Below are 14831 nucleotides of genomic sequence, written 5' to 3'. Positions count from 1 at the left end.
GTTGAGACAAGTTTGCAGCACGCCAAGGAAGTCCGGGTGCTCTCAAGCAGGGCGGTGGAGGAAATCTCAAAGCCGGTCAAGGATGCTTTTGACAAGGTGCTGACGGACCTCAAGGCGACGTAAAACTGAGGAGACCCTAGAAATACCGCGCGGTGATCTGCCCGGTGAAGAAACACCTGAAGTTCGCACTCGCTTCGATGACCGCCCGGTAACCCCGATCTTTCCCATTCATCTTCTGTGCACGGCTGATGCGCGGGACCATGTCTATGGCGCTTATATTCGCGCCCGAATGCAGAGCCCGCTTGAGCAACTCATTGTTGGCTGCGGGATAGAAGAAAGCGATTAGCGTCTTTTCAGGCGACAGCAGGGCGACCTCATTGATCGAGGCGCACCTTGACGATCACGTCGGCGGCCGCGGCGAGGGCCTGTGGAATTGGAAAACGACCACGACTTCCGCGTTTCGGTAGGCTTCGCTCGAGATTCCCGCCGTTAGGCCGGCACCAGTTCCACTGGCGATCAACAAACTATCGCCGGGGGCCAGCGCATGGAGCGAGCCGAAACCGTGGGATGGCTCGACCGGCGACAGCACGCGGACACCAATTTGTTTCACCCGTTTTGCGTATCAGTCATTCTTGCTCATTTCCTTGTGGCACGTCTCTTCGAACAGCCGGGACCGCGGCTCGACCCATGTCAGAACGAGATGTTAGGCGGGTTCGAAAGTGCTGACTTTCACAGCGGACAAAGATCCGGCTGATTCTGGCCTGAGACGTCATCATTGATTTGGGACAAGGAAGCCGGCGCGGCCGGAGATCATAAAGCATCCTGTTTTGAAAAGGGATGCGAAAATGTCTGATGATCTGATCGCCAAATACGGCGATGCGCGGGTTCCGCGTTATACGAGTTACCCGACGGCGGCGGCTTTTTCTGCAGCCGTGGGGCCGGATGAATATGCCGGCAATCTCGCCCATATCGCCGCGGCTGGCCCGGTTTCGGTTTATCTCCACGTCCCGTTCTGCCGTTCGATATGCTGGTACTGCGGCTGCCACACGACCATCACCCGGCAAGACGCTCCGGTCGCCGACTATCTCGACGTGATGAAGGAAGAGATCGAGCTCGTCTCTTTTGCGGCCGGAAACGACGTGCCCGTCAAGTACGTGCATTTCGGCGGCGGCACGCCGTCGGTCATGAAGCCGCAGGAATTTTCGGCTCTAATGGCAAAGCTCAGGAGTGCCTTCACGTTTGAAGCGAAAGCCGGCGTCGCAGTCGAGATCGACCCTCGCACATTGGTCGCCCCCATGATCGATGCGCTCGCCGAAAACGGCGTCGACCGCGCAAGCCTCGGCGTCCAGAGCTTCGATCCGATCGTGCAGGCCGGTATCAAGCGGCTGCAATCCTTTGAGCAGACGGAAAGGGCGGTCGCCGGGTTGCGCTCAGCAGGCGTCAGCAGCATCAACTTCGACCTAATTTATGGCCTTCCGAAACAGACTGTCCAATCTTGCATCGAGACGGTCCGGCTGGCTGCAGAACTGCGTCCCGAACGTTTCGCCGTTTTCGGTTACGCTCACATACCCGCTTTTAAGAAACATCAGCGCCTGATCGACGAAGCATCGCTGCCGGACGCAAAACAGCGGAACGAGCAGGCGGAAGTGATCGCCGAGGAGCTCCAGAAGGCCGGATATCTGCGCATTGGGCTCGATCATTTTGCACTGCCGAACGATCAGTTGGCGCTCGCCGCGCGCAACAGAACGCTGAGGAGAAACTTCCAGGGCTATACCACGGATGATTGCGATAGCCTGATCGGCCTCGGCGCATCTGCGATCGGGCGGCTGCCGGCCGGCTATATGCAGAACCACGTGCCTCTCGGCCTCTATGCCGAGCGAATTGCCTTCGGGGTGCTGCCGACCGCCAAGGGATATCTTCTCAGCGAGGAGGACAAGCTTCGGGCGAGGGTCATCGAGAGGCTGATGTGCGATTTCGAAGCCGATCTCGGCCAGTTGAGCAGCGGATCGGGTTTCGACACCGGCTTCCTTGTCGAGCGCAACGACCGTCTCGGCGAGCTCATGGCCGACGGCGTCGTGACGATCAGCGGTGAGCGGATTGTCGTATGCGAGGAGGCGCGCTTCATGGTCCGTGCAGTCGCGGCGGCATTCGACGCCTATTTTAGCTCGCACGGGCACACGCACAGCAAGGCAGCCTAGTACTTGTCGCCGGAAGTGTGCATCGGTTCCGGCGACACGAAACGCATCAAAGGCCGCGCGAGAAGACATCGAGTTCCCGTTTCTCGATCGAGGACCCTGCAGTTATCTTCCCAGGAGTCCCGTCGACAACGGCACGTCGAGGAGGATCGACGTCGCAAGTTCGTGTGAAGCAGGGCGGGCGCACTCACAAATACGGTCATCGGGCCGCCCTGTCACAAGTAGATGGGCGCCCGTATCACCGCCTGGACGTCGAGGTCGTTATCGTCGAGCTTTTCGGCTCATTCAAATACAGCTCGATCTCGGCAGGCCCTGGCCCAGGGTATCGTTGGCGACTGACGTCGAACCTTTAAGGTGGCGTGGGCAAGCGCCGGTCCGCAGAGTTGTGCCCATCGCGATTATGGCGGCCGCGCAGGCGCCTGAAGGAGCCTTTTCGCGAGGTGAGCTACCGAGCGCCACATGATCGACGGCTCTCGCCCTCTCACGAACGCGGTTGTTCGAGCACGTCGAAGGACGAGGCAGGGGTCTCCTAGTTGTAGGACTTGCCTGCCGCGGGGATTTCGATCAAACGTTCGACGGCGCCTTCCGTGCAATTCTTGGGTAACCAGAACGAGACCCCGGGTTTTGGCTGGCATCTCCTTCGCGACTGCCGCGCAAAAAAACGACCTCGTTATATTCGTCGTCAGCGAGATTGCCGCCGGGCTAGTGATCTTGCCCACGCGTTCCTTCACAGGTCTGCCGTGCAGATCATAGCTCTTTTCACAGGCCACATTCACTTTCTCGACGGTCCCACCAGGTTTCGGCATCGGCTTTGCCGACAACCGTGTCCGACCACTGCCTTGGACGTCTTGCCTGACAGCGCCTGGCTCTGCTCGATGCTCACTGAGCATCAGCTGCTCCTGGCGAGGCAAACAGCTGCCACGAAAGCCATCGTCATGGGCTGCGCGGTCATCCGCACCTGCTGTGTCTCACTGGGTGATGTTTGTGAGGTCGGCATCGAGCCGCTTGCGCACCATGTTCGGCACCTTTGCAGTCTTGATCGCTTCGAGATTGGGCGGACTGTCACCCACCTGGATCAGGGCAACCATGCCCATGCCGGAATGTGGGGTGCATTTCAGGACATAGACGCCTGGAACATCGAATTTCGCGCGATATAGCTCATTCGGCTTTGACTTGAAGTCGGCAACGCCATCCGGAATGAGGCCTTTGAAGGTTTCGACGTTGTGGCCCTTGTCGGTGGGGATGAAGGTGACGGTGTCGCCGGGGGCGATCTTCAGGAAGCCAGGCTCGAACACCATCGCGCCTTCCGTGCCTTTGTTGAGCATCCGAACCTGGTGGTCGGCCGCCATCAACGGCGCTGCCGAAACAATCAAGGCTGCCGCTGCAGCGATCAGACCGAATTTTAACCGCATTTGCAAGCTCCTTTTCTGCGAGACCCAATCAGCCTCATGAATGTGTCTTAGCAGATGCCGGAATTGGGCTCTTTGACGCCCGTCAAATTCGGGGAAAAAAGGCAGAAGGTCCCAATTTTTGCCTGCTTGCCCAGCGCCCTTGCGAGGGACATGGCAGCCTGCAAGCGATGTAGGAATCACCGAAGGACAAGCACGCTCGGCGAACGTCGGCGCTGCTGAACAGCTTAGGATTGCCGTGACTGAGCTCATATCGCGTCGAGAAGTTCGCGGAGGGCATGAATGTCGATCCCGCGGCTTGTCGCGTGTGTTGAGGTTTACCCTCTGACAGAAATCCTCGGGAAAATCATCAGTGTCGCCCGATAACCGTACCAGCGGGCAAGATTGACGTTCCGCAGGTCGTGCCTGCCCTCGGGAATAACGATGTTGCGCGACGCAAGTTTCGTAACGGTGTGGGCCAGGGTCTCAATGGTCAGGCCGAGATGATCCGCAATGTCTTGACGATTCATGGAAACGCGCAACGGACCTTGGCGGACGCGGGTTGCGCCGGAATGCAAGCTTCACGATGAAGCTGCAGGGGCGCTCCTCGGCGTTCTTCTTCGGCAACAGCACCATCTGTTCATGCGAAGCGGCCGCCTCCTGCCAGAGCAACGAGAGCTAGGTCGAGCGAGCGCATTAGACCGAGCGACTTCCCCGTGGAAACTCATGTGCGATATCCGGCGGATCTTGCATTTCGTGACGGCCTCAGCCGTAAATAGGAAATCGTTTTGCAGCGACGCGCCGTTGAGATCGCCGGCGAATTGAAGAGCGATTATCACCCGACGATCTTTCGCCGATGATACGAAGCAGGCGCACGACACCTTCTTCCACCTGGACAAGATGGTTGCTTATCACCCTCCCACCAAATCGCCTTACCGGCTGCGACGGCCTCGGCCGCCGAGCCTACGAACAGCGAAGAGAGGGATTGGCCGGCATGTATGGCTTCGCGCCCCTTCGCGCCATTGTCGAACGCGTGGTTGTTCTGCACAGCATCTTCATCGCCCCTTGTGGCAGTGGGTGCGGTAGAAAGCAGCTGCGTCACACGGGAGTAAGCGGGCGGTGCCAAAGGGGGAAGTTTGCAACAGAGTGTAACAACGTCGGTTCGTCCACCGCTTCCAGTCCGCTTGTTGATGTAGATCAAGGAGCCGTTCCCGTCTTCGTGACAGTCCTGCCTCGAAATCCGAGAAAGCCGGCCGCGAGGCGGTCGTCTGCGCACTGGAGACGACATCATGAATTACACGACAGAAACGATGGTGATCGCGGTCGCAGCGTTTCTGGCGCTGCTCGCGGCCGCATTCGCGCACGATCATCTGTTTGCAGTCCATATGGGTATACTTTGCCTCTGCCTGGTTGCGGGAACGCTGCTGCTTGTCAGAAACGCAGAGTTTTCGCCGACGGGCCAACAGCGCAAAACAGAGCTTACGGGCTATTGCGACGAGGTAATCCGCTACGGCCTGATCGCTACGGTGTTCTGGGGCGTCGTCGGCTTCCTCGTCGGCGTGATCATCGCGCTGCAGCTCGCCTTTCCCGACCTCAACATCGCGCCCTATTGGAATTTCGGAAGATTGCGGCCGGTTCACACATCGGCGGTGATCTTCGCCTTCGGCGGCAACGCGCTGATCATGACATCCTTCTATGTGGTGCAACGCACCTGTCGCGCGCGTCTCTTCGGAGGAACACTCGCCTGGTTCGTCTTCTGGGGCTACCAGCTGTTCATCGTGATGGCTGCGACCGGCTACGTGATCGGCATCAATCAGTCGCGCGAATATGCCGAGCCCGAATGGTACGTCGACCTGTGGCTTACCATCGTCTGGGTCGCCTATCTGGCCGTCTATCTCGGAACGATCCTGAAGCGCAAAGAGCCGCATATCTACGTGGCAAACTGGTTCTATCTCAGCTTCATAGTCACCATTGCGATGCTGCATGTGGTCAACAACCTCGCTGTTCCGGCGTCGTTCCTCGGCTCCAAGAGCTATTCTCTCTTCTCCGGCGTCCAGGATGCACTCACCCAATGGTGGTACGGCCACAACGCCGTCGGCTTCTTCCTCACCGCCGGCTTCCTGGGGATGATGTACTATTTTGTGCCGAAGCAGGCCAACCGGCCGGTTTATTCCTACCGGCTGTCGATCATCCACTTCTGGGCCCTGATCTTCATGTATATCTGGGCCGGCCCGCATCATCTGCATTACACGGCGCTGCCTGACTGGGCGCAGACGCTCGGAATGGTCTTCTCCGTCATGCTCTGGATGCCCTCCTGGGGCGGCATGATCAACGGTTTGATGACCCTTTCGGGCGCCTGGGACAAAATTCGCACCGACCCGATCATCCGGATGATGATCGTCGCCATCGCATTTTATGGGATGTCGACCTTCGAAGGCCCGATGATGTCGATAAAGGCGGTCAATTCGCTCAGCCACTATACCGAATGGACGATCGGTCACGTGCATTCCGGAGCACTTGGCTGGGTGGGTATGATCACCTTCGGGGCGATATACTACCTGACGCCGAAACTGTGGGGGCGCGAGCGCCTCTACAGCCTGCGGATGGTCAACTGGCACTTCTGGCTCGCGACGCTCGGGATCGTGATCTACGCCGCGGTGCTCTGGGTCGCGGGCATCCAGCAGGGGCTGATGTGGCGAGAATACAATTCCCAGGGCTTCCTCGTCTATTCCTTCGCTGAAACGGTCGCGGCGATGATCCCCTATTACGTGCTGCGTGCCGTCGGCGGAGCACTCTACCTAGCGGGTGGCCTCGTCATGGCCTGGAACGTGTTCATGACGATCCGCGGCCACCTGCGCGACGAAGCGCCAATCCCGACCAGTTTGGTGCCCCAGGCACAGCCTGCCGAGTGAGGTGAGACATGGCATCGTTACTTGATAAACATAAGACCCTCGAGAAGAACGCGACGCTTCTTCTGGTCGGCTCGCTGCTGGTCGTCAGCATTGGCGGCATCGTTGAAATCGCACCGCTGTTCTACCTGCAGAACACGATCGAAAAAGTGGAAGGCATGCGGCCCTACACGCCGCTAGAGCTCGCCGGACGGAACATCTACATCCGTGAAGGCTGCTATCTCTGCCACAGCCAGATGATCCGGCCGTTCCGTGATGAGGTCGAACGTTACGGCCATTATTCGCTCGCCGCGGAATCGATGTACGACCACCCGTTCCAATGGGGATCCAAGCGGACAGGGCCCGATCTGGCCCGCGTCGGGGGGCGTTACTCGAACGAATGGCACGTCCAGCATCTCGCAAATCCGCGGGCCGTGGTGCCGGAATCAATCATGCCGAGCTACGCCTTCCTCGAAGAGAAGGAGGTGACGGTCAGGAGTATCGGAGAGGACCTCAAGGCCAATGAGGACGTGGGCGTGCCTTACAGCGACGACATGCTGGCGAATGCCGAGGCCGACATGAGAGCCCAGGCCGATCCGAACGCGGACACGGCGGCTCTACTCAAGCGCTACCCAAATGCGAATGTCGGCGATCTCGACGGCGATCCAACCCGGCTGACCGAGATGGACGCGCTGGTGTCCTACCTGCAGATGCTCGGAACGCTGGTTAATTTCTCGACCTATGACGACGCGACCGGCTACCGGTGAGGTGATCCATGGAAACTTACACTGCAATGAGACACTTCTCCGACAGCTGGGGCCTCCTGGCAATGGCCGCATTCTTCGTCGGCGCGGTCATGCTCACCCTTCGCCCAGGTAGCAAGCAGACGGCCAAAGATGCCGCCGATATTCCCTTGAAGGACGATTGAGATGTCGCAAAAGCATATCGATGAACTGAGCGGCGTCGAAACGACGGGTCATGAATGGGACGGCATCCAAGAGCTCAACAATCCCATGCCGCGCTGGTGGATCTGGACCTTCTACGTGACGATCCTCTGGGCGATCGGCTACGCCATCGCTTACCCGGCCATCCCGATGATCACTTCCGCCACTAACGGCTATCTCGGTTATTCAACGCGCGCCGAGCTGCAGCAGGACCTCAATCTCGCTAAGTCATCGCAGACGGAGTTCCATGACGTGATCGCTGCCAAGACAGTGGAGGAGATCGACGCGGATCCTGCTCTTCGTAAATTCGCGATCGCTGGCGGCGCATCCGCTTTCAAGGTGAACTGCGCGCCCTGCCATGGATCGGGAGCGAGCGGCGGTCCGGGGTTTCCGAATCTCAACGACGACGACTGGCTGTGGGGCGGGGATCTGAATGCCATCCAGGCCACGATCTCTCATGGCATCCGCTTCGACGGCGATACGGATAGCCATTCCTCCGAAATGCCGCCCTTTGCCGGTGTTCTGGAGCCCATCCAGATGAAGCAGGTCGCCGCCTTTGTCTGGGGGCTGACCAATACGCCCTCGGATGTCGGTCTGGCGGCGGCCGGAAAACAGGTTTTCTTCGACAATTGCGCCCCATGTCACGGCGAGGACGCCAAAGGAAAGGTGGAAATGGGTGCGCCGGATCTCGCCGACGCAATCTGGCTGAAGTCGCGGGGTGAAGACGCCATCCTTCGTCAGGTTGCCTCTCCCAAACATGGCGTAATGCCTGCCTGGGCAGCGCGCCTGGGGGACACAACGGTAAACGAGCTTACTATTTTCGTTCATGCGCTCGGCGGCGGCACGTAAGGAGAAGAGACATGACAGCCCACGACCGCAATCCGATCCTCCCTCTCTACGGCGCGCCGCGTGCTGTTATCCGATCGCGTGTCTCAGCCCGCGCCCAACAGATGCCTGCGTCTTCGGAGCAGGACGACCCTGCAAAAATCGGCAATTCGATGGTGAGTTTGATCTGCCTCAAAGACCACAAGCAGACGAGCCGATAGTTTCAGCTCCTGTGGAGGACGTCCCAGCGGTTTCTCCGCCGCTGTCCTCCGGCCACGCCCTTACTCTGGGGCGTGGCCTTTTCGCTTCTGCACGGTCGTTCTTGATCTGCATCAAGGAACGGATCCGCCACGGCTGGGAAAAGAGTGGTGAAAATCGGACAGGTCCTATGAATCTCTATACCCGCCCTAATCTAAATGACATTGACCACGTTCGCGTCGAACCCGTCAACGCCCGGCGCAACCGCCAGCCTCTCTATGCGCCGCGCAAGAAGATCTTTCCGAAACGAGCCGAAGGGCCCTTTCGCCGGTTCAAATGGGTCTTGATGCTGCTCACGCTTGGCACCTATTACCTCGCGCCGTGGATTCGCTGGGACCGCGGTCCCTATGCGCCCAATCAGGCAATCCTCGTCGACCTCGCCTCGCGGCGCTTCTTCTTTTTCTTCATCGAGATCTGGCCGCAGGAATTCTACTATGTGGCGGGCCTGCTCGTCATGGCGGGCTTCGGCCTCTTTCTCCTCACCGCCGCTGTCGGCCGCGCCTGGTGTGGCTATGCCTGTCCGCAGACCGTCTGGGTCGATCTCTTTCTCGTCGTCGAACGCGCTGTCGAAGGCGACCGAAACGCTCGGATGAAGCTCGATGCCGACCCCTTCACTTTCGACAAGCTCAGGAAGCGGGTGATCAAGCACGCGATCTGGCTGCTGATCGCCATCGCCACGGGCGGAGCATGGATCTTCTATTTTGCCGACGCGCCGAGCCTGGCGGCTTCACTGTTTGACGGCAGCGCTCCTGCCGCTGCGTATGCCACGATCGCCACCCTGACCGCGACGACCTATGTGCTTGGCGGCCTCATGCGCGAACAGACATGCACCTATATGTGTCCGTGGCCGCGCATTCAGGGCGCGATGCTGGATGAGAATTCGCTTGTTGTCACCTACAACGACTGGCGGGGCGAGCAGCGGTCGCGCCATGGCAAGAAGGCTCAGGGTCTGCCGGTGGGCGATTGCGTGGACTGCAATGCCTGCGTCGCCGTCTGCCCGATGGGGATCGACATCCGCGACGGCCAGCAGATGGAATGCATCACATGCGCCCTCTGCATCGACGCCTGTGGCGGCGTCATGGACAAGCTCGGGAAGCCACACGGCCTGATCGCCTATGCGACGCTCAAGGAATATTCGAGCAACATGTCGCTTGCTACTGACGGAGGACGGACAGCCATCCAGCCCTCCAATGTCCGAAACGACGACGGAAGCTTCATGCCAGCTGTCCGGAATTTCGACTGGCGCATCATCTTCCGCCGAAGAATTGTCTTCTACGGTGTCGTCTGGGCATCGATCGGCGTCGCCATGGTCGTCCATCTCGCCTTACGCGATCGGCTCAGGCTCAACGTTATCCACGACCGGAACCCTCAATATGTTCTGGAAAGCGACGGCTCCATCCGAAACGGCTACACGCTGCATGTCCTCAACATGGTGCCGAAGCCGCGGGACGTGACCATCACCCTCGTCGGGCTGGAGGGGGGCACAATGCGCATTCCCGAGTTCGGCGGGCAGGATGCCCGCAGCTTCACCGCTCACGTCGAACCCGACGCGGCCACGACGCTCAAGGTCTTCGTCACGCGCGCCCCAGACGGGGCAGAGATCAACGAATTCCTCTTCGTCATCGAAGATATAGGTCAAGACGCAGGTCAAGCCGACCGGGCGAGCTATCGCGCGGCGTTCAACGCGCCGGGAGACGTGAAATGAAGACTTCTACTCAGGGCTTTACCGGCTTGCACGTGCTGCTTGCCACCTCGGCATTCTTCGCCGTAGTGATCGCCGTAAACGCCACCATGGCCTTCTATGCTGCGTCCAGCTGGAGTGGCATCGTCGTGGAAAACACCTATGTGGCCAGCCAGGAATTCAACACCAGGGCGGCAGCGATGAAGGCAATGGCCGCCTCCGGCGTCGAGGGCGCGCTCGTCGTTAAGGGCAGCCAAATCCGTTACGACATCCACGACCAGGCCGGCACGCCTGCGATCATCGATGATGTCACGCTGAACTTCAAACGGCCCGTCGGCGATCATGAGGATTTCCGCGTGACGCTCCGGAAGACGGGCGAAGGGCGGTTCGAAGCCGATCACCAGGTTGTCGCCGGCGACTGGATCGTCGAGGCCATATCGAGAATGAACGGGGCGGTCGTCATGCATGAGGCCAAACGCTTCGACACCGCGGAGTTCCGCCAATGACCTGCTGCTCGATGGATGCGGAAAGCGTTCTCGGCCTCAGCGCGACATCCGCCAGCGCCGAGGAGGTATGCCTTGCAAGCCACCCGCTCGGGGCTGGGTTACGCCAGGTCGACCTCAGCGTGCCCGACGTCCACTGTGGCGACTGCATATTGACCCTCGAAAAAGCGCTGTCGGCGCTTGCGTTCGTCAGGAAAGCCCGGGTCAATCTCACCGCCAGGCGTGTCACCTGCGTCTATCAGGAAGAGATCGAGGCGAAGGCGACCGATCCCTCCGAAATCCTCGCCGCGATCACCTTGGCCGGATACCGCGCCCATCTCATCACGTCGACAGCACCCGAAACCGACAGGATCCGGAACCAGCTACTGCTGGCGATTGGAGTTTCCGGCTTTGCGGCCGCCAACATCATGATGCTCTCGGTGTCGGTATGGTCGGGCGCCGATGCGGCCACGCGCGACATGTTTCACTGGATCTCGGCGATGATCGCGGCGCCGGCGCTGGTTTATGGTGGACGCTTCTTCTTCAAATCGGCCTGGAGCGGGCTCAAGCGTAGGCGCACCAACATGGATGTTCCGATCTCGCTTGCAGTGACGCTGTCCTATGCGGTCTCCCTATGGGAAACCATGCACCATGGCGAACATGCCTGGTTCGACGCGTCGGTGTCTCTGCTGTTCTTCCTGCTGATCGGCAGAACCCTCGATCATGTGATGCGGGAAAAAGCCCGCGCCGCGATCAACGGGCTTGCCAGACTGGCGCCGCGCGGGGCGCAGCTGATGATGCCGGACGGGTCGCGGCACTACATCCCGGTCGAAGAGATCGCCGTCGGGGATAACATCGCGATTGCCGCCGGCCAACGCATTCCCGTCGATGGCATGATCGTCAGCGGCGAGAGCGATGTTGACCTCTCCATCGTCACCGGTGAAAGCAGCACGGTCGCCGTCGCCGCAGGCAGCGCGCTGAATTCGGGTGCGATGAACCTGACCGGTTCGCTCGTCCTGCGGGCGACCAAAGTGGCAAGGGATTCGCTTCTTTCCGAGATCATCGGCCTGATGGAAGCGGCCGAGGGCGGCAGGGCTCGTTATCGCCGGGTCGCCGATCGCGCCGCAGCACTTTATTCTCCCGCCGTGCACCTGTTGGCGCTGGCCTCCTTTCTCGCCTGGGGCTTGCTTGGGGGCGATTGGAAACAGGCCATGCTGGTCGCGGTCGCGGTGCTGATCATCACATGCCCCTGCGCATTGGGCCTTGCTGTACCGGTGGTCCAGGTGGTCGCCGCCGGCGAACTTTTCCGCAGGGGCATCGTGGTGAAGGACGGTTCGGCGCTCGAAAGACTGGCCGACGCGGACATCGTGGCCTTCGACAAGACCGGCACCCTGACGATGGGCCGGCCCCGCCTCGTCCGAATCGACTCGATCGCGGGCAATAGAGCCATCGTTTGCGCAATGGCGGCGCATTCACGGCATCCGCTTTCCCAGGGTCTGGTGCGGGACATAGACATCTCTTACCCCTTCGCCTTCGACAGGGTCACGGAAATCGCCGGCGGGGGGCTGGAAGCCTGGCAAGGAGCGGACTTCTATCGGCTCGGCAACCGGGCCTTTGCCTGCGGAACCGGGCTCACGCCCGCGGGCGATACTCCGTTTTCGGAGGTGGTCCTGTCGAAAAACGGCGTCGATCTCGCCCGTTTCCTGTTTGACGACACGCTTCGTCCGGGCGCCGCGGAGACTTTCCGCCAGCTCGCTGCAGCCGGTATCGAAACGTTGATAGTATCCGGCGACAGGCAGGCCGTCGTCGACAACACAGCGCGGGCTCTCGGTATCGGCAAAGCTCTGGGCGACCTGGGGCCGAAACAGAAGGTCGAGGAACTCCAGAGGCTGGGCGCCGAGGGCTATCGCGTGCTCATGGTCGGCGACGGGATCAACGACGCACCGGCGCTGGCCGCCGCGCAGGTCTCGATGGCGCCTGCAACCGCATCCGACGTCGGCAGGCAAGCCGCCGACCTTATCTTCTTCAACGATCGTCTCGATGCCGTTCCTGAGGCAATCGCCGTTGCACGAAGATCCGCCAGCCTCATTCGCCAGAACTTTGCTCTCGCCATCGGTTACAACGTGCTTGCGGTACCGATCGCAATCGCCGGCCTGGCAACGCCGCTGATAGCGGCGGTGGCCATGTCGACTTCGTCGATCATCGTCGTGACGAATGCGCTGCGATTAAATGCCTTCGGCCTACGGAGCGAGCCGCTTGCCGGCGGACGTGCGGAAGTTGAAACCGCATGAACATGCTGATCTATCTGATGCCGATCGCACTGCTGATGGGGGGAATGGGTCTCCTGGCGTTCCTCTGGTCGCTGACGAGCCGCCAGTACGAGGACCTTGAAGGAGCAGCTTGGCGAATCCTCGTCGAGGACGAAACCGATTGCAAAAGACCTTGAACCGCTCACGGCCGAAACGAAAGGAAGATCGATGCTATCGAGACATCCCATACTTTTGCGATCTGACCTGTTTCACGGCCTGGACAAAGCAAGGATAGAAGAACTGGCCGACACGGCTCAGTTCCAGATCTTCGCACCGGACGAGCGGATCATCGCCGAGGGCCAGCAGGCGTCGTTCGTCTATTGCGTGATGCGCGGCTTCGTGCGACTTTCGAAGTCGGAATCCGCGGGGCGCCAGGCAGATATCTGCATCTGCGAACCGGGTGAGACGTTCGGTGAATATCTCCTGTCGGCAGGCGGCTCCTACACCTACAGCGCATGGTCCGCCGACGGCGCAGAGGTCGCGTTGTTCGACCTTGTGGAGTTGCGGGCGCTTGCCGACCGGGACCCCGTCATGCGTCGCAACGTCATGCGCATCATGGCCCGGCATCTGCTCGGTGCCATGGATTGCATAGCGGGAGACCGGCTGCACACGGCTGCACAGCGTGTTGCGAATTACCTCGTCAGCCGCTGCCCGGCCTCAGCATCGCAGGCCACCTTTCGCCTGCCTTACCGGAAAAGAATTCTGGCCGGCAAACTCGGGGTTGCGCCCGAAGCCCTTTCGCGGGCTTTCGCTGCCCTCGGTCCTGCAGGGGTCGAAGTCAGAGGCAGGGTCGTCGTGGTTGACAGCGTCGATCTGCTGCGGAAGGCGTGCTGACCTCGGGGCAGGGCGATAACCGCGCCGGAATTCGACAACCGTCAATATGGCGATCGCTTGCTCCGTTATGGCCAGGCGCAAAAAAGCACCAGGACGGATTGTTTTTGTGATCTCGACTGTCTTCATCGCTTGCTTCAGGCCTTGTCCGCATCAACGGTGGCGCTGACGACACATGCGGATACCGTCGGACTGGCGGGCTTAATAGGGAAGTGCAGACGAACGGGCGCAACGAGCACCAACATGCGACGGAGAGCGTCCGGCGCTATTCTTCGAGGGGCCGTCGCGAGATAACCCATGCTGATGGTGCTTGCGAAGAGGTAGATGAACAGGCCCTTCGCGAGATAATTCTCAAGCGTGCCTGCCGCGGCAAATCCATTTTGCCAAACGAAGAAGCCCACGGCGGATCCAATTGCGAACCCCGTCGCCAAACGCGTGAGTATGAACCTGATCATGCGAGGCATGGCACCACCTCAGACTTAGTCATTACAAATGGCCGGGCAACGGAAATGCTGGCTGGCCAATTGAGTTTTGTCAACGACTGGCGCAAGCCGTCATGCAAGCAGCGGCGGGAGCCGGAGACTACAACAGTGCATCTTCTGTCTTTCGCAGCCGGCGTTATCACGCCTGCGAATGCGTCGAGGCTGAGTGAGTTGCGAGTTGCAAGGACGATGCGCGCTAAGGACCTAGATGTGGAGCCTCAACAGGTTGTCCTCGGTCAGGCCGAATCTGCTGATTGGTGTATTATATTTTAGGCTGCCATGGGGTCGATGCCAATTGTAGCGATGGAGCCATTTTGGCAGTTGGTCGGCTCGCATGTCCGAGGTTGGGTATGCGACGGCATAGGCCCATTCCCGAAGCGCGGTCTGAATGAAGCGTTCGGCCTTGCCATTGGTTTTTGGCGTATAGGGTCTTGTTCGGACGTGCTTGAGGCCAAGTTCGCGGCAGGCGCGGGCAAATTCGCCTGAGGCATAGCAGGGACCGTTATCGGTCATGACGCGCTCGACGGTAATGCCGAGGGTATTATAGT

The 14831-nt window shown here is 60.0% G+C and carries 14 protein-coding genes and 2 pseudogenes; 11 read left to right on the top strand and 5 right to left on the bottom strand.

Going from position 1 to position 14831, the window contains the following annotated elements; genetic code table 11:
* Positions 1–136: 136 nt before the first annotated feature.
* Entirely contained in the window at positions 137–367 is a 231-nt protein-coding gene (locus GA0061105_RS31745) for an NAD(P) transhydrogenase subunit alpha (RefSeq protein WP_225880318.1), read from the bottom strand.
* Positions 368–845: 478 nt separating this feature from the next.
* Here GA0061105_RS31745 and hemN point away from each other — a divergent pair, with 478 nt between their 5' ends.
* Positions 846–2198 carry an oxygen-independent coproporphyrinogen III oxidase gene (gene hemN / locus GA0061105_RS31730; protein ID WP_016737481.1) on the top strand — a complete coding sequence of 451 codons (1353 nt, stop codon included), beginning with the start codon at positions 846–848 and terminating at the stop codon, positions 2196–2198.
* Positions 2199–3163: 965 nt separating this feature from the next.
* Here the strand turns inward: hemN and GA0061105_RS31715 are convergent.
* Entirely contained in the window at positions 3164–3607 is a 444-nt protein-coding gene (locus tag GA0061105_RS31715) for a pseudoazurin (protein ID WP_004674399.1), read from the bottom strand.
* Between the two features lie 306 nt (positions 3608–3913).
* Positions 3914–4631 (bottom strand): annotated as a pseudogene (locus tag GA0061105_RS33055) (cyclic nucleotide-binding domain-containing protein); the annotation flags it as partial.
* A gap of 241 nt (positions 4632–4872) precedes the next feature.
* Between GA0061105_RS33055 and ccoN the strand changes: the two are divergent.
* From ccoN to GA0061105_RS31660, 10 genes are all read left to right on the top strand, one after another.
* Positions 4873–6495 (top strand): cytochrome-c oxidase, cbb3-type subunit I, encoded by a 1623-nt coding sequence (ccoN, locus tag GA0061105_RS31705; RefSeq protein WP_004674403.1) that lies wholly within the window; start codon positions 4873–4875, stop codon positions 6493–6495.
* A gap of 8 nt (positions 6496–6503) precedes the next feature.
* Positions 6504–7238 (top strand): cytochrome-c oxidase, cbb3-type subunit II, encoded by a 735-nt coding sequence (gene ccoO / locus GA0061105_RS31700; RefSeq protein WP_004674404.1) that lies wholly within the window; start codon positions 6504–6506, stop codon positions 7236–7238.
* An 8-nt stretch (positions 7239–7246) separates the two neighbouring features.
* Positions 7247–7399, top strand: a complete 153-nt coding sequence (locus GA0061105_RS31695) for a cbb3-type cytochrome c oxidase subunit 3 (protein WP_004674411.1) — start codon at positions 7247–7249, stop codon at positions 7397–7399.
* A gap of 1 nt (position 7400) precedes the next feature.
* Complete coding sequence (ccoP, locus tag GA0061105_RS31690; RefSeq protein ID WP_092755311.1) at positions 7401–8264, top strand: cytochrome-c oxidase, cbb3-type subunit III; 864 nt, start codon at positions 7401–7403, stop codon at positions 8262–8264.
* Between the two features lie 11 nt (positions 8265–8275).
* Positions 8276–8461 (top strand): hypothetical protein, encoded by a 186-nt coding sequence (locus GA0061105_RS33710; RefSeq protein WP_004674416.1) that lies wholly within the window; start codon positions 8276–8278, stop codon positions 8459–8461.
* A gap of 167 nt (positions 8462–8628) precedes the next feature.
* Positions 8629–10203: a cytochrome c oxidase accessory protein CcoG gene (gene ccoG, locus GA0061105_RS31680; RefSeq protein ID WP_011053473.1), complete on the top strand. Its 1575-nt coding sequence runs from the start codon at positions 8629–8631 to the stop codon at positions 10201–10203.
* Entirely contained in the window at positions 10200–10685 is a 486-nt protein-coding gene (locus GA0061105_RS31675; protein WP_011053472.1) for a FixH family protein, read from the top strand. Before ccoG ends, GA0061105_RS31675 begins: the two co-directional genes overlap by 4 nt.
* Entirely contained in the window at positions 10682–12952 is a 2271-nt protein-coding gene (locus GA0061105_RS31670) for a cation-translocating P-type ATPase (protein WP_011053471.1), read from the top strand. Before GA0061105_RS31675 ends, GA0061105_RS31670 begins: the two co-directional genes overlap by 4 nt.
* The gene (gene ccoS / locus GA0061105_RS31665; protein WP_011053470.1) at positions 12949–13107 is read left to right on the top strand and encodes a cbb3-type cytochrome oxidase assembly protein CcoS; all 159 of its coding nucleotides are present in this window, start codon (positions 12949–12951) and stop codon (positions 13105–13107) included. Before GA0061105_RS31670 ends, ccoS begins: the two co-directional genes overlap by 4 nt.
* 31 nt (positions 13108–13138) lie before the next feature.
* On the top strand, positions 13139–13804 hold the full coding sequence (locus GA0061105_RS31660) for a Crp/Fnr family transcriptional regulator (protein WP_011053469.1): 666 nt from the start codon (positions 13139–13141) through the stop codon (positions 13802–13804).
* A gap of 275 nt (positions 13805–14079) precedes the next feature.
* Here the strand turns inward: GA0061105_RS31660 and GA0061105_RS31655 are convergent.
* Together GA0061105_RS31655 and GA0061105_RS31645 are read right to left on the bottom strand one after the other, a co-directional pair.
* Positions 14080–14265: pseudogene (locus GA0061105_RS31655) on the bottom strand (hypothetical protein); the annotation flags it as partial.
* A 222-nt stretch (positions 14266–14487) separates the two neighbouring features.
* On the bottom strand, positions 14488–14831 hold a 344-nt coding region (locus GA0061105_RS31645), incomplete at its 5' end, for an integrase core domain-containing protein (protein ID WP_141130270.1).

Origin of the sequence: Rhizobium aethiopicum (assembly GCF_900094625.1) — a bacterium.
Classification (GTDB): Bacteria; Pseudomonadota; Alphaproteobacteria; order Rhizobiales; family Rhizobiaceae; genus Rhizobium; species Rhizobium aethiopicum.
The sequence above is the reverse complement of the archived record's forward strand: the minus strand, read 5'-3'. Positions and strand labels throughout refer to the sequence as shown.